This is a genomic window from Vibrio lentus, assembly GCF_030409755.1.
GTDB lineage: Bacteria > Pseudomonadota > Gammaproteobacteria > Enterobacterales > Vibrionaceae > Vibrio > Vibrio lentus.
The window spans coordinates 49,677-67,306 of the sequence record NZ_JAUFQE010000003.1 but is presented as its reverse complement, the minus strand read 5'-3'; the positions used below and the strand labels follow the sequence as shown (position 1 = coordinate 67,306).

18 protein-coding genes and 4 pseudogenes are annotated in these 17,630 nt (G+C 41.3%); 8 read left to right on the top strand and 14 right to left on the bottom strand.

Features of this window, described 5'->3' with window-relative positions; all coding sequences use genetic code 11:
* Positions 1-64: 64 nt before the first annotated feature.
* Both QWZ07_RS25645 and QWZ07_RS25640 read right to left on the bottom strand, forming a co-directional pair.
* Positions 65-703, bottom strand: a complete 639-nt coding sequence (locus QWZ07_RS25645; RefSeq protein WP_225998618.1) for a LysE family translocator — start codon at positions 701-703, stop codon at positions 65-67.
* A complete protein-coding gene (locus tag QWZ07_RS25640) occupies positions 700-1,548 on the bottom strand; it encodes a DMT family transporter (RefSeq protein ID WP_192854669.1) in 849 nt (282 codons plus the stop codon). The genes QWZ07_RS25645 and QWZ07_RS25640 overlap by 4 nt, the downstream gene beginning before the upstream one ends.
* Before the next feature lie 312 nt (positions 1,549-1,860).
* On the opposite strand from QWZ07_RS25640, the gene QWZ07_RS25635 reads away from it, so the two are divergent.
* Both QWZ07_RS25635 and QWZ07_RS25630 read left to right on the top strand, forming a co-directional pair.
* Positions 1,861-2,511: a CmcI family methyltransferase gene (locus tag QWZ07_RS25635; RefSeq protein WP_192854667.1), complete on the top strand. Its 651-nt coding sequence runs from the start codon at positions 1,861-1,863 to the stop codon at positions 2,509-2,511.
* Positions 2,512-2,540: 29 nt separating this feature from the next.
* Positions 2,541-3,362, top strand: coding sequence for an EamA family transporter (locus tag QWZ07_RS25630; RefSeq protein ID WP_261891719.1), 822 nt, complete (start codon positions 2,541-2,543; stop codon positions 3,360-3,362).
* Positions 3,363-3,447: 85 nt separating this feature from the next.
* Here QWZ07_RS25630 and QWZ07_RS25625 read toward each other — a convergent pair whose 3' ends face one another.
* Both QWZ07_RS25625 and QWZ07_RS25620 read right to left on the bottom strand, forming a co-directional pair.
* Positions 3,448-3,834, bottom strand: coding sequence for a DUF7659 family protein (locus tag QWZ07_RS25625; protein WP_192854664.1), 387 nt, complete (start codon positions 3,832-3,834; stop codon positions 3,448-3,450).
* 38 nt (positions 3,835-3,872) lie between these two features.
* Positions 3,873-4,235: a hypothetical protein gene (locus tag QWZ07_RS25620; RefSeq protein ID WP_192854769.1), complete on the bottom strand. Its 363-nt coding sequence runs from the start codon at positions 4,233-4,235 to the stop codon at positions 3,873-3,875.
* 468 nt (positions 4,236-4,703) lie between these two features.
* Here QWZ07_RS25620 and QWZ07_RS25615 point away from each other — a divergent pair.
* Positions 4,704-5,119: pseudogene (locus QWZ07_RS25615) on the top strand (transposase); the annotation flags it as partial.
* 77 nt (positions 5,120-5,196) lie between these two features.
* Here the strand turns inward: QWZ07_RS25615 and QWZ07_RS25610 are convergent.
* The gene (locus QWZ07_RS25610) at positions 5,197-6,132 is read right to left on the bottom strand and encodes an Rpn family recombination-promoting nuclease/putative transposase (RefSeq protein ID WP_261891722.1); all 936 of its coding nucleotides are present in this window, start codon (positions 6,130-6,132) and stop codon (positions 5,197-5,199) included.
* A gap of 437 nt (positions 6,133-6,569) precedes the next feature.
* On the opposite strand from QWZ07_RS25610, the gene QWZ07_RS25605 reads away from it, so the two are divergent.
* From QWZ07_RS25605 to QWZ07_RS25595, 3 genes are all read left to right on the top strand, one after another.
* Positions 6,570-7,124, top strand: coding sequence for a hypothetical protein (locus tag QWZ07_RS25605; protein WP_048657861.1), 555 nt, complete (start codon positions 6,570-6,572; stop codon positions 7,122-7,124).
* Between the two features lie 56 nt (positions 7,125-7,180).
* Positions 7,181-7,345: a hypothetical protein gene (locus QWZ07_RS25600; protein WP_155407271.1), complete on the top strand. Its 165-nt coding sequence runs from the start codon at positions 7,181-7,183 to the stop codon at positions 7,343-7,345.
* A 263-nt stretch (positions 7,346-7,608) separates the two neighbouring features.
* Positions 7,609-8,016: a hypothetical protein gene (locus tag QWZ07_RS25595; RefSeq protein WP_132785188.1), complete on the top strand. Its 408-nt coding sequence runs from the start codon at positions 7,609-7,611 to the stop codon at positions 8,014-8,016.
* 277 nt (positions 8,017-8,293) lie between these two features.
* Here the strand turns inward: QWZ07_RS25595 and QWZ07_RS25590 are convergent.
* The 7 genes and pseudogenes from QWZ07_RS25590 to QWZ07_RS25560 form a co-directional block, all read right to left on the bottom strand.
* Positions 8,294-8,431: pseudogene (locus tag QWZ07_RS25590) on the bottom strand (JAB domain-containing protein); the annotation flags it as partial.
* A 51-nt stretch (positions 8,432-8,482) separates the two neighbouring features.
* Positions 8,483-10,237, bottom strand: a complete 1,755-nt coding sequence (ltrA, locus tag QWZ07_RS25585; RefSeq protein ID WP_192854734.1) for a group II intron reverse transcriptase/maturase — start codon at positions 10,235-10,237, stop codon at positions 8,483-8,485.
* A 542-nt stretch (positions 10,238-10,779) separates the two neighbouring features.
* Positions 10,780-11,166: a JAB domain-containing protein gene (locus QWZ07_RS25580; RefSeq protein ID WP_261891726.1), complete on the bottom strand. Its 387-nt coding sequence runs from the start codon at positions 11,164-11,166 to the stop codon at positions 10,780-10,782.
* A gap of 562 nt (positions 11,167-11,728) precedes the next feature.
* Positions 11,729-12,046 carry a hypothetical protein gene (locus QWZ07_RS25575; protein ID WP_192854729.1) on the bottom strand — a complete coding sequence of 106 codons (318 nt, stop codon included), beginning with the start codon at positions 12,044-12,046 and terminating at the stop codon, positions 11,729-11,731.
* Positions 12,047-12,054: 8 nt separating this feature from the next.
* Positions 12,055-12,564, bottom strand: a complete 510-nt coding sequence (locus QWZ07_RS25570; RefSeq protein WP_171350126.1) for a hypothetical protein — start codon at positions 12,562-12,564, stop codon at positions 12,055-12,057.
* Positions 12,565-13,059: 495 nt separating this feature from the next.
* Complete coding sequence (locus tag QWZ07_RS25565) at positions 13,060-13,359, bottom strand: hypothetical protein (protein ID WP_192854692.1); 300 nt, start codon at positions 13,357-13,359, stop codon at positions 13,060-13,062.
* The gene (locus QWZ07_RS25560; protein WP_192854690.1) at positions 13,352-14,149 is read right to left on the bottom strand and encodes a ParA family protein; all 798 of its coding nucleotides are present in this window, start codon (positions 14,147-14,149) and stop codon (positions 13,352-13,354) included. The genes QWZ07_RS25565 and QWZ07_RS25560 overlap by 8 nt, the downstream gene beginning before the upstream one ends.
* A 390-nt stretch (positions 14,150-14,539) precedes the next feature.
* Here QWZ07_RS25560 and QWZ07_RS25555 point away from each other — a divergent pair, with 390 nt between their 5' ends.
* The gene (locus tag QWZ07_RS25555; RefSeq protein WP_171762994.1) at positions 14,540-15,112 is read left to right on the top strand and encodes a DUF2913 family protein; all 573 of its coding nucleotides are present in this window, start codon (positions 14,540-14,542) and stop codon (positions 15,110-15,112) included.
* Between the two features lie 110 nt (positions 15,113-15,222).
* A pseudogene (locus QWZ07_RS25550) lies at positions 15,223-15,561 on the top strand (S24/S26 family peptidase); the annotation flags it as partial.
* Between the two features lie 406 nt (positions 15,562-15,967).
* Here QWZ07_RS25550 and QWZ07_RS25545 read toward each other — a convergent pair.
* Positions 15,968-16,403 (bottom strand): annotated as a pseudogene (locus QWZ07_RS25545) (GNAT family N-acetyltransferase).
* Positions 16,404-16,539: 136 nt separating this feature from the next.
* A complete protein-coding gene (locus QWZ07_RS25540; protein ID WP_192854688.1) occupies positions 16,540-17,613 on the bottom strand; it encodes a hypothetical protein in 1,074 nt (357 codons plus the stop codon).
* Positions 17,614-17,630: the final 17 nt, after the last annotated feature.

The window sequence follows — 17,630 nt, the reverse complement described above, 5'->3', positions numbered from 1 at the left end:
GATCTGATTATGTCTTCAGTACCAAACTTCCAAATGAACACCAAACAGTAACCCTCTCCTAACTTTACGAAGAGTTTACCAAGGCCATCACACCTAACAGTATAAAAACACTACCAGACCACCTTGAGAAAAAATCAACCCAGTGACTTCTTGCTTGAAACCTTTCATGTAGATGACTCGCCATCAAAACACTAAAAAGATCAGCGCTGCTGAACATTAAATTCGTAAAAACGCCCAAAATGAGTAACTGCAGCCAAACAGCAACACTTCCTGATTCATTCACAAACTGTGGCAAAAAAGCAAGATAAAACATTGCAGCTTTAGGGTTCAGGACATCGACAATCACACTCTCAATGAACGTTCGTTTAGGGGAGGTAATATGACTTTCACAAGAAGTAACCCGTACCTTTTTAGTTAGATAAATCCGCTGAAATCCCAACCAAACAAGGTAAAGAGCGCCTAGCTTTTGAATGACGGAATAGAGAGTAGGATTAGTTAAAAGCACAGAGGACAAGCCTAATACAGCTAAAAGAACATGGACATACCCCCCTATATGAAGGCCAAAAGCGGCCATTATTCCTACTTTCTTCCCTCCTGACACCGCTTGAGCAATACTATAAAGCATCGCTGGACCAGGTATAAACGCATATAACAAGGTAAAAACTAGGTAGGTCAACCATTCCGTATTTGAGGTCACTGTCATTCAAACTCCCTTTTTACGGATCTGTTAGAAACTAGGTACATTATTGCAGCCATCATTATAATTGTGCCACCTATGATCGTGCGTAACCCCACCTCCTCAGCATAAAAAGCCCAAACTAAAAATGGTCCTAACGGTATCTCAGCTAATCCTATTAAAGCTGCCGACATAGCAGTTGTTCGAGAAACTCCTATTAAATAGACACCGAACCCTAAACCAACATTCGTCACTCCATACGCAATTAACCAATAATAGTCACTGGAAAAACCATTAATATGACTCGAAAACGGATATACAATCAGTGCGCATAAAAAGGCAGACAAGTATGTTGATTTGGCAACTTCAGCCGTTGGATAGTACTTTGCTATTATTGTCAACAACGCCATAAAAAACGTCATCCCAAATGCTAATAATAAGCCTAACTTGTCGTCGATATCCGTGGTTCCCCACATAATAAATACCACACCAAGCATAGATATGATGCAACAAAACAACGTGGTTTTATTGATTTTTTCATTAAGGAAAATAACAGAAAGAACAAAGGTCGATAATGGCATCAACCCATATACAAAAGAAACATTCGCCACTGTTGTATAAAAAAAAGAGGCTATAAAACAAAGCATACCTACGGTGACAATAATTCCAATAATTAGTTCACCTTTGGTAAATATCAACATACGGCGACGCTTGATTGGTGTGCTAATCAAATAGTAGATAAATAGCACACATATCCCGCCAAATAACGATCTCCAAAATAAAGTTGTCGGAAAATCGGTAGATATTATCCTGGTAAATAACCCTGCTGTACTCCATGCAAGGGCCGCAAAAAACACCATGACATTTCCCATTGACATATCCTAGTTTGATGAACCATTATTAGTAATAATAAATAGCGAAAGAAAACTTTAGTCTTGTTCTACATAAAATAAAGTAAAACAAGCTGAGGATAATAAAATAAAAATGCCAATTGTATTATTAATTAATTGATAATTAATATCAAATCTTTACATACAGTAGCATTGCAGGCTATTGAAACTATCAGACCTATACTAAGTATGAATAGTTATAATGACCCTTGAGATAAAATACGCTGGCATAATGAAGAACACTTATCCATTGACGAAGTTGAATTTCATTTGATTTCTTAGGGGAGTCCAAAAATGAAAACGACGGAAAATAATTTCGTTCTAGTTAAAGACCCTTCATTCGCCCAATCAATGGCACGAATCTGTACTCCTTTGAATCCAAAAAACATTATTGAGTTTGGGGTACATCACGGGGCGAGTCTCGTTTTACTCGATAAGATTTACACCCCTGACTCCATCATAGGCATAGACGAACGTCGAGAACATCCAGCAAAGGGGCCTTCAGCACACTCTGTAATAGAGCCTTATTGTGGAGTAAAGCAAAAGCATACCGACAAGATCATTCAAATATTAGAATCACACTTCCCCAAAAAAAATGTAAACCTGATTATTGATGATTGCAGTCATTTATATGAACCAACAAAAGCCGCTTTTTTGACATCATTCCCTTATCTAAAATCTGGTGGGATATACATCACAGAAGATTGGGGATGGGCACACTGGCCGGGCGAGTTTCAAAAGAAAGAGTTGTTTCCCGGAACGCCTTTAAGTAAATTGGTTTTCGAATTACTTCTGCTTCAAAGCGTCATTCCAAATGTCATAGCTAAAATTGAAACTGATTATAATCACGTTGCTATTACTAAAGGAGAAAAGAGCAACCACAATAACGAAAAGTTATTTGAACTTATAAAATGCAAGAGCTCAATTCACATTGAGAAACAATGATAAGTTCATACACTATCTTAGTTCTAGCTATGACTTTAAGTTCATTAGACAAATGGATTTCACGAGTCTTTCTTAAGAAAAACCCTTTATGTAATGAATATTTACTCGCCTATCAAATCACATGCAGTTTACTAGCTGCGCTGTTTGTTCTCTTCGAAATCGAACAAATCCCTACAAAATTCGACAATACAAGTGAACTTTGGGAGCTGTTGCTTTTAAGTATATTCAGTGTTTTCTCATGGCTTGGGTTTGCATACTCAACCTTTAGGGCTCGAACTTCAATTGAATTAGGCGCTGTCTCGATAATCTCTAAAACAAAGATCATTTGGAGTGCTCTGTTCGGAGTTAGCTTTTTAAATGAGACACTGACGTTCCTTCAAATGATGGGCACTATACTGATACTTGTCGCTTCACTGCTCATCAGCACAAGTAACAACATGAATCTTCTTTTTTCAAACAATCTGCACGCGTGGCTCGCCCCAATCTTTCTCACTCTAGCCATTGGTTTTGATAAAGTACTTACGTTGTACTTACCCTCTAGCGTTATCCTTTTCATCGGTTTTTCTGGAACCGCTCTTTTGACGCCTTTACTATTTAAAGTTCATTATGGGTTAATCAAAAAAGTTCTAGTTAACGCCGTAATAACAGCCACTTGCGGCACGGCAAGCTACTATTTTCTCTTAAAAGTGCTTAACACTAGCGCTTTTAGTTTAGTCATGGTTTTATTCCAGGGAGCCTTCATCTTCGATATTCTTTTTGGTTACTTCTTTTTAAAAGAGCACACGAACCTTAAAACGAAAATAGTCTCTTGCTTACTCGCTACCCTTGGCATTTTGACTTTGGCTTCATAATGTTCATTTTATTTACCCCTGTATTTAAATTGAATTTGCCTTGATATTTGATACAGCAAATATCAAGGCGCTTTACTTTTAGCGTTTAATAAACGTCTTCCGTTTTACGAATGTGATTAAATACCTCATACACTTCATCGTAAGAAATGCCATACCCTTCGAGCTTTTCGACACAATCACAAATGTCATTGGTATAGAAACACTCGTGATTGAATAGCTCACGGCGAATGATCGCTTTTTTACCATTCTCTTCGATGTCTTCGGCGATCCCTTCTTGAGCAATAGAATCTAAACGGGTCATTAATTGCTTCGTATTATCAACAGGGCAAATTAAACCCATACCTAACGACGCATATTTCACGCCCTCTTTTTTTGCTTCATCGAACTGCTTATTAGAAAAAGCAAAGAACGCCCCCGCCTCATTAAATGCTTGCGTTTGTTTGGCTTGAATATAGTGAGAGAGATATTTCATGACTTACTCCTGACGTTAATACAAAAACATCCCAGTAATTAAAACGGGCAACGGTGAAACGAAAAGAGGGATCTCGAAGGGGTTGATACATCCTTCACAATAAAATTGTCAGTTAAGTCCCCTATTTTAAAGTGGTGCAAGATACTTTTCTCAACCTCAGCCTCAGCCTGAGTGGATGGGTAGAACTTAGAATCACGCAAAGTAAATCCCGCGATTTTGAGTTCAGCTAAGGTAATGTCGCTACACAGCGTAAGAGAAAAGCCGTGATCTTCTCCCTCTGTACGCTGAGGAATAGGCAGTAAAGAGAGATCATTTTTTGGTGAGCTTTCGAGCCCAGCGCCGAAACGCTGGTCGCTGAGCGTCAATGTAGAGAGAGTTGGGGTTGAGTTTTGTTGTGCCATGACAAGTTTCCTTTCTGTTTGAGTATCACTTTTATGGAGCCGCTTGGCTGTCCAGATCTCAAACAGGGTTCTTCTCTGCAGGGGCGCGCAGCGTTTATTAACCCTTGCAGAGAAGGTTCTGATTGAGGATGGTGAACAGTCTGCGAGCACCATCCAGTGATGCGAGTCGAAAGGAAAATCGGCACATAAGAAAACAAGCCCTTACTAGAACTTAATTGAAATCAGTGAAAGGTAACGAGGAGGCACGACGAAGCGCAGCTACGCAGTAGCGGAGGCGTTGGTGATTGTTCGCAGGAACTTAATGTCACATTGAGCTTGCTCGATAACAGTGCCATAAGTTATCGCGAGAGGGGTGAAGCGACGGAATGAGCCAACCGAAGGGAGAACGCCCAATATTTAAGTTTAATACGTACTTTATAGGTTGATTGGCGTTAGAAAAAGAACCGTCCGTACTCAATCTTCAAAGGTAAGCGTTCGAAGGCGGTTCAAGTCAAATATAGCAATAAATCTTAAAGGGCTGTTCGCCGTCTAGCCATTAACTCAATTAGCCCCCACCTTTTTGGTCAGGGAGAGTGGAAAGTGAAAAAGCTTGATGCAAAGAAACGCAGAACATAGCAAAAGCTACACTTAGCTGTTCATGTCGATATACTCGAAACCATGAGTGTGGAAGTCAGTTTTGTTGCGCCATGAGGTTCTGAAAAAGAAAGGTTTTACCTCATTGAGAGCACCTCGAAAGAATGCAAGGCGTTGGGAAGAGAGTTACTCAATAAATGAAGCGGAAAAGCGCTAAAGCGAGTTTGAGATATTACAACGCTCAAATAGGTGAAATGATAGTAAATGTCAAAACTATGAACAAAATTATAGCTCTAGGTATGCCAGTTAGAAGCCCACGGTTAGTCATAAACGATGTAGCTTTGTCTCCAGGCAGATTTTATCAACACAACCCTTTATGCTTGAGCGGCTAATGAGAAAGTTGTGCTAGTTCGTCTGTATTCAATCCCGTGACATCCATAATGGTTTGTTGATCTAGACCATTAAGCAGCATCTTACGCGCCATCTCCTTGAGTGCTTCTTGGCGACCTTTTTCCTCACCTAATTGTATACCTTCTTGGCGCCCTTCTTGGCGGCCACGTTGCTCGCCTTGTTGGCGTAATTGTTCTGCAATAGTCATAAGTGTTTCCTCGTGTTTCGGTACTGATGAGACCAGTGACGTAATTAACGCTTCTAGGTTATTCGTTTCACCCACTTGGAGTAGGTAGCTCATCAATGACTGTACTTGCTTATCTGTAGTGTAATCGGTTAAGAGCAATGTGACCAGAGGCTCAAAGAAATCCATGATATCACGATGCCTTGCGTGCTTTTGTACAAGCTCAAGTAACGCGATGCGGCGATGCTGCATTATCTCATCATCGGAGATGACCGTAACATCGACCAATGGAAAATCTTGAGTATAGAGAGCCTTAGCCATCTTAGGGTTAGCAAACCCTTTTAACCAATTCATTTCATATGGGTAGGGCGAGATTTGACCATGGTAAAACTGCAAAGGTATCACCAGGGGTAAGTGCTCATGACCCGCTTCAATATGCTGTTGCATGGCAGCGATAGCATAACGTATCAGTCTGAATGCCATGTGTTTATCTGGCCGACTCTGGTGCTCAATTAACGCATAGACGTACCCTTCCCCCTGAGACGTTGTGAGAGAATAAAGGACATCCGAATAATAAGGCCGTAAGTTTTCTTCTATAAAGCTGCCTGATTCGAGCTTTAAGGTCGTCAAATCACAGATTTCACGCAGCTCAGCAGGTAGGTGGATATCCAATAAGTCCTTAGCGGTTTCAGGATGAGTGAGAAACTGCTTAAAGAGCGCATCATGTGGCGTTGGCGTGGTCTTTTTCATACCGTTACCTTAACACTAAAATAAGTCAAATCAGTACTAGGATAAAAATTCTGCACCACGTTGGTTTCTTTCTACACATCAATTTGTGTTCATTTACACAATTTAGTTCACACAATTTGGTGAATTTACTCTAAGTAATCTTTGCCCCAAAAACACTTAGATCAAATACTCTACACAATTAAGAGGGCGTGCGTTTATCCTACTAAAACTTATTCGATTGAGCTGATAACTCATCATTCCTGTTATTAGGCGACATCTTGTAATCTAACTTCCCTTTATGTGGCACAACGTATTGATTGTCAGTTGAGTTAATATAAAGATGAATGCATCACCAAAGGATAAAACACAACAATTTTTCGTCTAATAAGCGTTATATGCCAGTGCCTCAAAAAACGTGATATTATCTATCTCAATTAATGATTGATAGACATAAATGCATGAATAACCAAGCCATTGCTAATAAATATCAACAACTTAGACGTGCTGTGTTGGCTCAAGCTCAAAATGAGTTTGAGCAATTCGAGGCTGATTTTATTGGTCATATTGATTTAACTGAAATCACGGAAGATGCTATCCGTTCTCAAGACGAATGGGATATACCGGTAAATCGTCAGATAGGATGGGATTGGCGACAGGTACGAGACCAATATCGTAGAGATCATATGGCTAGGGTGGAGCTTGCTGTTTGGCACGGTGAAGAGCTCTGCGGTCTCATGATCGGAAAAGCCAGCGAAGGGAAATTGGTTGTTAAGATCAATTATATTCAGGGTGGTGAAGTTGAAAACCCTTTGAAAGGGTATATCGTTCCTATTGCTTCACGCTGTGCCGAGCTGTTTGCTGTTGCTATTGAGGCTGATTGGATTGGTATCCAAGATCCAATTGATGACGATGACTTATTAAACTACTATCGTGAGTTGGGTTTCGATGAAAGTGATCCATTTGACCCTAGGAATAATGCATTGTTTAAACGTGTTGTAGTAGATGAAGATTAAGCCGCTTTCCAACTTAGTGATGATCGGTTATAGTTAAGGAAACTAAGGGGGCTATTATGTTGACTGTAGCAGCAAACAAAACAAATGATGTGAACGTAGATAAAGCTATCAAGCGTATGCAAGCTCACGCTTCTAAAAGTAAATCATCGTTTGGTAAAGCTTTGAAGGTAAAGGCTCCTAAATCTGCTTATGGACGTCTCGCCGGACCTGCCAAAGCATAGATAAATTCAGATATTAAGCATCGCAATAGCGGTGCTTTTTTTATGCCTGAAAATGGCATACAAGCGTTTAAGACGGATTCCCAACGCTTGGCATTTTCGGTTTGATTCAGCTTTAGTGTTTACGGCACAATATTTTAGGTTAGGTGGTAGCGTTGCTCACCACTTAACGCGGCTACAATTCAGTAAGGTTCAATATGCAGAATGTGGATTATCATTTAAAGTTTTATAGGAAGTTCTTCTATTCAAAACGATTTTTGAGCTATATGACTTGGATTCATTCTGGGTGTTTTGCTGCTAGTTTTGCCTTTTTCTTGGCTCTTTTTAGTGTTGGGAAACCAGAAAATTTTTCGAGTTTTCTTGATGTATCAGGCTTTATGTTTGCCATCTCGTTAGTGGCGAATATGATTGCTACTTTAGTATGTATATGTGGTCAAAGAATACCTAGAGTAACAGCAAAACTGGTTAAATCTGGTTTGTTTCTAATGTTACCGTTACTTGGTGTTACTTCAATGACAGTTGGAGTATTGACCATGATCTGTCACTTTTCAGTCTCATATGCAGTTCTACCAAGTGTATTAATAATTCTCAGTGTAAAAGGCTTACTCAAATCTATCTCAGTGCTATCGTTAAACCAGAATGAGTTTGATGAAGTGTACAGTCGTCAAGAATAGTTATAACAAGAGACTATGGCGTCAAGATACTTTTTCTAATCTTAGTACATTACGTTAGAGTCTTTGTTCTAACGTGCTTTTGTCCAAAATCGCCACAGGTTGAATTCTTATCCGTGTGTAGTGGCTGAGTGAATTTGGCCACTTGATTGAAGGTTTGTAATACCTGAAATTATCCGTGAGATGCTAATTTAGGAAAGCCACTGGCAAGGAATTGTCCAAAAATGTGTTGAAGGGTAGTCTCCTACCCTATTTCAATCAGCGGCCATAAGCCGCTTTTTTAAATCCAGCCTCGCTCAGAAAAAGACACCACACACTCAAATGAAACCACAAAGTGGTCCAGTACTCGGATATCAACCAATGCCAACGCATCCGTCAGTTGACGGGTAATGCGTCGGTCGGCTTGACTTGGGGTGGCGTCGCGTAGAGTAGGGGCAAGTACGCCATACCAGCTTCACAGCTGGCGGTTTTACTCACTCCTCTCTCCGAACCGGACGTGCGAGTTTCCCCGCATCCGGCTCTCCATTTGACAATCATCAACTCGCAGTTTCTTGTGTTCCATCATGTGATGCTTTCGACATAATGTTACCAAGTCTTTTACCGCCCACGATTTAACGCCTCTACGGTGATGAACTTGGATGTCATTTTGTTCTTTGCATATCACACATGCAAAGCTATCTCGCTTTAGTACCTTTAGTCGTCTATAGTGCCAGTCCTTTGGATACTCTCTATTATCTTCACGGCTCATCCGTGCTGTTAGATATATCGAAGGCTCTGGACCTTTAAGTCCTAGTGGTGGTTGGATTTCGTTACTGGACGCGACTAGATAGGGATGTTCAAATCCATTTCTGCCACGATTCCAATAACGAGAACGATTGAGCTCTTTTGCTGATGGCAGCCATTGATGTACTTGAATACCGAATGTATTCGCTACCCATCGTTGACGTTTCATGATTGTGCATGTTTTGTCCTTGATGAGTTGCACCTTTCTACTTCCTTTGTATTTTGCCAGTAACCACTTGTGGTATCTGTGCCACGCATAGCGACTGATCGCTTCTAAATCACTGAGTAAAGATGTATGTTTATAATATTCACACCACCCTCTAACTACTTGATTTATTTGTTTCATCTTCGTAACTTCATCATATAAAGTTTGGTTTCGTGTAGTAAGACTTTTAAGCTTAGCTTTCACACGCTTCACACTTTTCATTGAGGGGCGCAAGTGTACCACCCATCGTCCTTCCGAGTAGTTCCGTTTAATATAGAACCCCAAAAAGTCGTATCCTTTGTTAACGTGTGTAATTAAAGTTTTCTCCTCAGAAAGAGTAAGTTTTAGCTCTTCCTCCAGAAATTCCTTAATTTCAGCTTTAGCTTGCCTTACTCCAGCTATCCCATCATTTGATACGACAACAAAATCATCGGCATAGCGAACCATGGTATAATTACCGCGACCCGCTTTCCTCGTATTTTGTCTTTCTGATTGAGATAGCTGCCATTTCTTCGCTGCCCATTGATCAAATTCGTTCAAGTATAGATTTGCTAGCAGTGGGGAAATGATCCCCCCTTGCGGTACCCCTTCACGAGTTTGAGCAAATAGCTGCTTTTCCATGACACCGGCACGAAGAAAGCGATGGAGCAGAGAGATGAGTTTCCTATCTGCTATCCGCTTTTTTAACAATTTGAGTAATATTCGATGATTAACAGTGTCGAAGTAGCTTTTTAAGTCCCCCTCAATAACATAGAAATGTTTTGATATGGAGTTAGCTAAGGGCATCAACACTGCAATCGCATCCATAGTGCATCGACTTTTCCTAAACCCAAAGGAATAGGGATGAAAATCCGTTTCGTATATAGGATCGAGTGCCATTCTTATACCTTCCTGAACAATACGATCTCGTAAAGCCGGAATACCGAGAGGACGTTTGGTTCCATTCGGCTTTGGTATATAGACCCTCTTTACAGGTAGTGGACGGTAATTCCCTGACTTTAACTGTTCTATGATCAAAGACAGTTGTCTTTCATAGGTTTGTTTAAAGTAGTCGCGAGTTTTACCATCTACGCCATCTGTCCTACTTCCTGGCCTAGATAACACATTAATAGCAGCCTGATGTATCCATGTCTCCCAATGAAGAAGATCGTATAAACGATTAAATTTATACTCTGGATTCTCAGTTGCTTTCTTTGCAAGTGTTTGTTGTTTTTGGGCGATCGTTGAAAGCAACATTACCGTTGTTCTCCTGCTTAATTCACTTTTACAAACGTTTTGTCAAACTGCCTCCCTTCGCCATGTGATTAGCTTTCCTAACCTCGGACTACTACGAAGGCTCCGCCCTTTCTAATTGCATGTAGGTTCAGGCTCCCAGATCTTGTTGCCAAGATAACAATAGAAAGTTCCCAAGTTCACATATGTAACGTCACCATCTTGCCTTAGACTCTGACTGTACCCCTTGCACGGCTCGTCGCCGTGCTCGTCACTGGGAGACTTGAACTCGTATCTCTGTAGGAGCGTTCAGTCTCTATCCAAGCGAGATTTCTCCCCCCGTCATAGGTGGAGATCCAGTGACTCTGTCTTGTCCCTACCTTCATAACAGACAGTCCAACCTTCGAGGCGTCAAACATCAGTTTCTTTCGTAGTCTTAGCAAGACTCTGATTAGCAGCTCTCCATTTCGTAGGGGAAATGTCAGCCACATTGTCAAAACGGCTTCACACAACAGCCAGCCTAATGGAAGTTGCATGCGTTTCTAATCATTGATTACTCCTTGAAATCAAGCAATTACATTGCGTTTTACATATGCGCTTCTTGGCGCACCACTCGGGTGATTATGATAGAGAATAACGGCACTCGCGTTCGTGGCCAGCGACGCTTTCACGACTTCACGCGGATAGACCGAAGCGGCATTAACGGTACCGTAGAACATCTCTTTGGTGCGCAACACTCGATGTTGATTATCGAGGAAGATAATCCCAAACACTTCAGACTCACAAGCGGCCAAGGACGTTTGGCAGAACGATTTCACCAATTCAGGCGAGGTTAATGGCGTTTGTTCTGAAATAAACAGTTTGGATTTGAGAATGCTTGCGGCCTGGTCAAGGATGCCCTTTTCTTCTGATGTGAATAACGAAACATTTGAGTATTGAACAAGTGCTGACATGGTATTTCCTTTCGGTCTTGGTGAGCGTCTGACTGTCCGTACCCAGTTGCAGGTTCTGTAGCGCAAGGGCGCGCAGCGGCGAAGCCTCCCTAGCGCGAGGGTTCTCAAATGGGACGGTTTAAAGGAAGTCGCGACAGCAAGCCAAAAGGACAGCCTAAGCCAGTACCTCAACCCAAAGCACGTCGCCCAGTTAGAAAGGTCCCTTCCCCACCAAGAGGGCGCCCTGCTGGTTACTCGACTTGCGCCACTCGATATTAATGCCGGCTCGTGACGAGCGTTTTTCTCGGTTTACTTGACTGGATGATTGCACACCGAATGTTCGCATCCCCCTCAACCAAGGACTCCCCCTCTGACGACGTGCTCATATTTGTCATAAAAGAACCTAAACGTGCTCACACACTCGATAACGTTGACCACTTAGTACAGGGCCGAACAAGGCGTTGCTCGTCGAAAAACACAACCCGTTTGAATGCCGCGAACGGCTAGAATATCGAAACAAAATCCAGACACACTAATGACCTTCTCTTATGAGTGTTTGATGACGTTACACAATAAGCAGGCTTCAGTCGTCATACAGAGAAGAGAGTAAAGCCTTTGCCGACTCGCGATGCTCGGAGGTGGTTTCTATCGTCCTTTCCGTTTTCTTGGCGTAGGCGTAGTCTTCTCGCATCTGCTTAATGGTGGTAGTGTTATCACACACACTGATACTCACCCCCTTCCCTCGGTTGCCTTCCTCTAGTATTAACGAGTCGGTATACCCAAACTCATTCACCAAAATCTCATGAACCTTGACGGCCTTTACGGTGGAGTAAAAGTCGGTTGAATTCACCCAAATCACGTACATGGATATGTCAGCGGATACCGTAGAACGAACTGTCATGTGACCCCCTAAGCGCCAAAACGCACATCGAAACAAAATCCTGAGCACTTAAACGTTCCCTCCCCCGTTGTCACAAAGCGCAACGCTGGAAACACAGACCCGTAAGTGGTGTACATAATGATGTGATCCACTCGCTCGTGAAGAAACCATTCACCAAAGCCAGCGCCATTTAATTCGATGAAAAAGTCACGGATTTCATGGAAAGCAAAACGACGCGACACCAATTGCGGAAACTGCTGCTTGATAGCGTCAACGAACCCTTGGTCTTTTAACGCGGCGATATCAGCCAGTTGCTCTGGCGACTGACGACGACTGAACATTTTCAAACGCTGGATTTTGGAGACAAAATCAGACTTACTTTTCACCTCATCACGACACTTTTTGACTTGATAGCGCAACTTCAATACTGCCAAAGGACTAGAGATATCATTTTTTGGTGAGCTTTCGTGCCCCAGCGGCGAAACGCTGGTCGATGAATTTGAATTAGAGAGAGTTGGGGTTGAGTTTTGTTGCGCCATGAGAGTTTCCTTTCTGTTTGAGTATCACTTTTCGGAGCCGCTTGGCTGTCCGCTCTCTCAACATCGTTCTGCTTTGCAAGGGCGCGCAGCGGCGAAGCCTCCCTTGAAAAACAGGTTGTGGGGAGAGACGGTTAACAGCCTGCGAACCCGAAAATGAGGCGAGTGAAAGAAATCGGCGCATAAGAAAACAAGCCCTTATTCGAACTTATTCAAAGACAGAGAGATCAACGAGGAGGGAACGACAAGGCGCTAAGGCTCTTAGGACAGTCAGGGCCTAGCCCGCAGGGTGCCCCTTAAGGCAACATAAGAATCGTGATAAAGACACGTTTAAAGTGTTTGTCTTTACAAGGAAATGAGGCTCAGAACAGGTAACAAGACTCTTCAAGTGTCATGTTCATCAATGTTTGAAGTTAAGTCCGAGGTAGGCCCTATGACATCGCTTAAAGTCTATAACGAGCCTTTAGATAAGACATGTAATACATATGTAATACATGTTTAATTCATTTTGTTGATCAACTCAATGAGATCTTCATCATCGATCTTGTCTCGATATAAAGCCAAGGCTCGGTACAGTTTTGCTGCAGACACATTTCTCTCTGTCTGCTCTTGCAGATTTGCTACCCAATCAGTTATCCGTTCTTTATCAGTCAGTGACATTCTAAGAGTCAGAGGAGGCACCTTATAAGATGTCGTCACTTTCTTTTTGACAGTCGTAATTCCAGTCGACTTACTTGAGCCTTCGTTCTTGTGAGTGGAGATAACTGTTATCGCTCCTCGTGTCTTTAACTTACTCATGTGTATTACCTATGTATAACATTAAATTTAAAAGAAACGCAGCGAGTTTTCGGTAATCGTTATTAACAAGAGAGCCCGATTTATAAAAGCGCACAGGAGAAGAAACGGCATTAGCTTGGCCGACATGCTCAGAACGACGGACAGATACTGGTAACAATTTATCTTGTACTACCTCCAATTCCTCATCAATGAACTCATTGATAATAGTGTTTCTTGAGTCGACCTCGTTCCTCAGGATCAGATAATTACCTTCATCCTCCTTAATTTCAGAGACAGCTTCGAGTAAAGGGCTAATGCCGTCCAATGAAAATGCACCTGAATCAATAGGGATCAAAATAAGGTCTGAGGCCTGGATTGCGTTGAGAGTCGTTAGGGATAAGTTTGGTGGGGTATCAAGAAGAATGAAATCATAGGTATCACCTAACTTTGCCAATTGCTTCTCTAAAATTCGTTCACGATTAATCTTTGTCAGTGATGTTTCGATGACACGTGACAACTGAACATCAGCAGGAACAACATAGAGGTTTTCAATGGAGTTCCCATTAAGCTTTGCAGGTTGAATTAAATCGACAATGGACACAACTTTAGGCTTATCAAACAAAGCAGCAACCGTCTCTTCAAACTTAAAATCACGTTGTCCGGTTAACGTTTTGGAGCAGTTCCCTTGAGGATCAAGGTCAATGACTAACACTTTTCGTTTTCGTGTAAGCTCAGCTCCTAAATTGACAAGAGTCGTGGTTTTTCCAACGCCACCTTTTTGGTTCGCTGCGCTGATGATCTTTGTTTTCATAGTAGACACCTCATGTATTACATGTGTAATACACAATAATAACCGCACATAGCCCTGTCAATGTATTACATAGGTAATACACTTTTCATTAAAAGTTATCCATCCGTTACTAATCGATAATATCAAGGCTGTAAAAAACCTAAAGAAGATGGCACCAGCCGCGTTGAATTAAGTTATTAGGCTTCTCACCAACCAATACCTGTTGTTTAACCTAACCTCAAGACTAGAATCAAAGTCGAGTCCTAAAATTGAAAATATTGTGACTACGATGGGTACACGGTTTAAGCATTACAACGAACAACTAGCAAGTTACGTCACTTTGCTTTCTGCCATAGAGCCTTGCTATTTTCATGATAAGATACCCTCACCAATAAATAGTCCATGTGAACAATGTCAGAACATTCATACCATCAACTTCTTAAGTCGACCTTCGAAAACACTCTTCTTCACCTTTACTTCAAAGTAAACATTGCCAGTCACTTTGTTAAAGAAGAGCAACGAAACAAGATCATCATTGACTTCTTGAAGCCAAAAATCAAACAAGCTCGATATAGCATTATCAAGAAAAAGCTTAAAACGGTTTGTTTGATGAAGAATAAGTTTGGCTCAATCGAAAAACACTTAGAAAGCGTTTTATCTCAATATTCAGCGATAGAAAGTCAAAACGACGTTGATAAGCTTTATGCCTTGTTAGAACGCTTTGAGAAGAGCGGATTAGAAACAAAACTTATTGAAGAGACCCCTAAACAGGAAATGGACGTTGTTTATATCGACAGAGCACATATCGATAACTGCTTCGATAATGAAAACCGTCAGATTGCACCCATTTCGCTGTTTATACATACGAATGAATTAGACAGGTTCACTCAGTGCTTAGTCACCCAGCCTTATTTCACATTTGAGTTGTGCCAAACAAGTGAAGAGTTGAAGAACTATCACTATCAAGTTCACCCAATTAGCTAACACAACCAAATCTAAAAAGCAGGGCACTTCCAACCCATATCAAGATGTGTTTGACGCGATTTACCAAGTGGTACTACCAGCCTTTTCCTTTTATCATCACAATCTATCGATCGAAGACTCTCTTCGATATAGACTGCTTCTCTATTGATGACGGTAAATTGGTTGGGAAAGGGATACTTGCATTCGATAAAGCTCTCCTAGACGAGCTTGGCGTTATCAATGTGATGGCAATTAAAGATGGAACTACTACGTTCCTTATAAATAAAGAATCCCATCAAGCAGTAAGCGGTACGTACCTAGTAGACATGGATGGGCTGTTGTCTCTAAATGAAATTCAACGTTTACCAGGCAAAAAACTAGCTATCAGCTTTAACGGTTCGACTCTAACAATCGAAGAAGATGAAGTAAGGGTTGTAGGTAGAGTTGCGTTAGTAATGGAAAAGCGTTAACTGTTGCACTCATCTGTTTAAGAGCACTCGCAACTAATTTGATTAATAGCGTCACCGATACTTAACAGCCTATTATCATCCGGGCCCCGGGGGAATAGCACTAACACTTTCGCATACAAACAAAAAAGGCTGCCTTATGGTAGCCTTCTTCTTTGGCTCGTTGTGCAACCTCTAAGTGGTCCTGAAACATTTTTGAGCATTTCTGTGTTAGTGGTTTTGCTAAATTAGCAATTCATGAATAACTACAAGTATGGAAAGTCACTAACTTGGTGCCATGCGTTAATAGACCAGTTCAAGGCGCAATGTCCCTCGACCATCATCGAATAATTTGCTTAATAAAGTGGCTTCAGGCTTGTTCAACACTCGGGATTTAGTGTTGGCTACGCAACACCTTAATCCTTATTTGTTATGCCTCTTGGTCACGATAGACATTCGGTTGCCAGATTTGCATTAATATCTCTGGATTTTCTACTGGTCTAAAACCGAATTGAGCATAGAGCCCGTGAGCATCCCTAGTGGCCAAAACCATCCTACGGAGTCCTTTTACATCAGCGTGTTCGACTATCGTTTGCACTAACAACTTGCTCAGACCTCTCCCTCTATGACGATCGTCAATAAACACATCCGCAAGGTAAGCGAATGTAGCTCTATCTGTTATGAGTCGAGCAAAGCCAACTTGATCGCCAGTGTCAGTAAAAACACCAAAACAAAAAAGAGTTTGATATCGCCTTTTTCAAAGTTTCTCTTGGAATCTCAGAAGCCCAATAACTACGTGAAATAAATTTATAGATAAACTCAAAGTCGAGGCCTTCATTGTTTGTGCTTACTTTGTATCCTTGCATTGCTCTCCATCCTTGAGACATAACGCCAAATTAAGTAGTGAGTAACGCTACCACCCACCTAAACCATTGTGCCGTAAACACTTAAGCTGATTCAAAGCAAAAATGCTGAGCGTTACGAATCTGCTTGAATTTATTGTTAGGCGATTGTTGCACGCAGATACTCCTCGTGCACTGACTCTCTCAAAGTCAGCATATACTCAGATGTCCTATTTTCTGGAAGGTTAGTTTTTCTTTTAGGGCTGTTCGCATTTTCTTGCCAATAACGAAACCTTTGGAAAAGTTTACTCCCATGACCATATTTCTTCCCCCACATAGTAGAGAATGTCTGTTCAAGCCTGTCAAAGTAATCTTCTGGCTCTTCAGTAGAGCGAGGAAGCATCATATTTGCTGTTTTGGCAACAGCTTTGTCCATACTAGCCAGTAGCCACAACTGTTCAGGATCTTTGTTAGCTAATGTTAGCCAGTGCTGAAGTAGTGCTAAATCCCAACCAGCATTCCTGACGCTTTTCATTGAGTTAGACTTGAGCATTTTAGGAACTTTCTCGCCACTAAAATATATCGCCATGAAGAAAAATGCAGGAGCACAAAACACATACTCCTCAAACATCCATTCTAATAATAACTTCACAGCTTCATAATCGTTTTTGCACTTAGAACGAATGCTCAGCCCCTTTTTGATGACGACTATATTGAACTCAAAAGCTTTGACACGGCATTCTGTATCAAAGTTAGCCAACTCGCCTGTTTGATAGCGAGGAGCAACTTCAGAGGGGATAGAGTTAATGTTATTTAAGGCAATATCCAAATATAAATTTGCATCCAAATTATCTGCTGAACGGAAATAGCTTAGCTCTTCATCTGCACGTTCGACAGAAGAGTTCTCAATGTATTCATGATATGAAAGACCCGGTTCAGATTTTATGTTTGAAGCATTGAAAAAGGCTTGAAGAGCGGCGGTCAGCCTATGACAACGGCTTGCTTCAAAGTCTGGCGACAAATTAATACCTTTAACCAAGTCAATTAAATATGAGACGATATTTCTATCAAGCAAACAGCTAACCTTTTGGTTACTGTTCAATAAATAATTTTCAAGTTTATATGCATGGTCAGAATCAATTCCATAGGGATTGAGCAAAACTTTTGACTCAATCAAAAGCTTTTCAATTTCTTTAAAGTCGCTGAGCCTTTCTTGATATATTACTGCTTCCATACTTTCCTCAAATCGCC

Excerpts from the sequence above, each read along its gene's own strand:
- QWZ07_RS25645 (WP_225998618.1), bottom strand. The coding sequence starts at position 703 with ATGACAGTGACCTCAAATACGGAATGGTTGACCTACCTAGTTTTTACC.
- QWZ07_RS25640 (WP_192854669.1), bottom strand. The coding sequence starts at position 1,548 with ATGGGAAATGTCATGGTGTTTTTTGCGGCCCTTGCATGGAGTACAGCA.
- QWZ07_RS25635 (WP_192854667.1), top strand. The coding sequence starts at position 1,861 with ATGAAAACGACGGAAAATAATTTCGTTCTAGTTAAAGACCCTTCATTC.
- QWZ07_RS25630 (WP_261891719.1), top strand. The coding sequence starts at position 2,541 with ATGACTTTAAGTTCATTAGACAAATGGATTTCACGAGTCTTTCTTAAG.
- QWZ07_RS25625 (WP_192854664.1), bottom strand. The coding sequence starts at position 3,834 with ATGAAATATCTCTCTCACTATATTCAAGCCAAACAAACGCAAGCATTT.
- QWZ07_RS25620 (WP_192854769.1), bottom strand. The coding sequence starts at position 4,235 with ATGGCACAACAAAACTCAACCCCAACTCTCTCTACATTGACGCTCAGC.
- QWZ07_RS25610 (WP_261891722.1), bottom strand. The coding sequence starts at position 6,132 with ATGAAAAAGACCACGCCAACGCCACATGATGCGCTCTTTAAGCAGTTT.
- QWZ07_RS25605 (WP_048657861.1), top strand. The coding sequence starts at position 6,570 with ATGAATAACCAAGCCATTGCTAATAAATATCAACAACTTAGACGTGCT.
- QWZ07_RS25600 (WP_155407271.1), top strand. The coding sequence starts at position 7,181 with ATGTTGACTGTAGCAGCAAACAAAACAAATGATGTGAACGTAGATAAA.
- QWZ07_RS25595 (WP_132785188.1), top strand. The coding sequence starts at position 7,609 with ATGACTTGGATTCATTCTGGGTGTTTTGCTGCTAGTTTTGCCTTTTTC.
- ltrA (WP_192854734.1), bottom strand. The coding sequence starts at position 10,237 with ATGTTGCTTTCAACGATCGCCCAAAAACAACAAACACTTGCAAAGAAA.
- QWZ07_RS25580 (WP_261891726.1), bottom strand. The coding sequence starts at position 11,166 with ATGTCAGCACTTGTTCAATACTCAAATGTTTCGTTATTCACATCAGAA.
- QWZ07_RS25575 (WP_192854729.1), bottom strand. The coding sequence starts at position 12,046 with ATGACAGTTCGTTCTACGGTATCCGCTGACATATCCATGTACGTGATT.
- QWZ07_RS25570 (WP_171350126.1), bottom strand. The coding sequence starts at position 12,564 with ATGGCGCAACAAAACTCAACCCCAACTCTCTCTAATTCAAATTCATCG.
- QWZ07_RS25565 (WP_192854692.1), bottom strand. The coding sequence starts at position 13,359 with ATGAGTAAGTTAAAGACACGAGGAGCGATAACAGTTATCTCCACTCAC.
- QWZ07_RS25560 (WP_192854690.1), bottom strand. The coding sequence starts at position 14,149 with ATGAAAACAAAGATCATCAGCGCAGCGAACCAAAAAGGTGGCGTTGGA.
- QWZ07_RS25555 (WP_171762994.1), top strand. The coding sequence starts at position 14,540 with ATGTCAGAACATTCATACCATCAACTTCTTAAGTCGACCTTCGAAAAC.
- QWZ07_RS25540 (WP_192854688.1), bottom strand. The coding sequence starts at position 17,613 with ATGGAAGCAGTAATATATCAAGAAAGGCTCAGCGACTTTAAAGAAATT.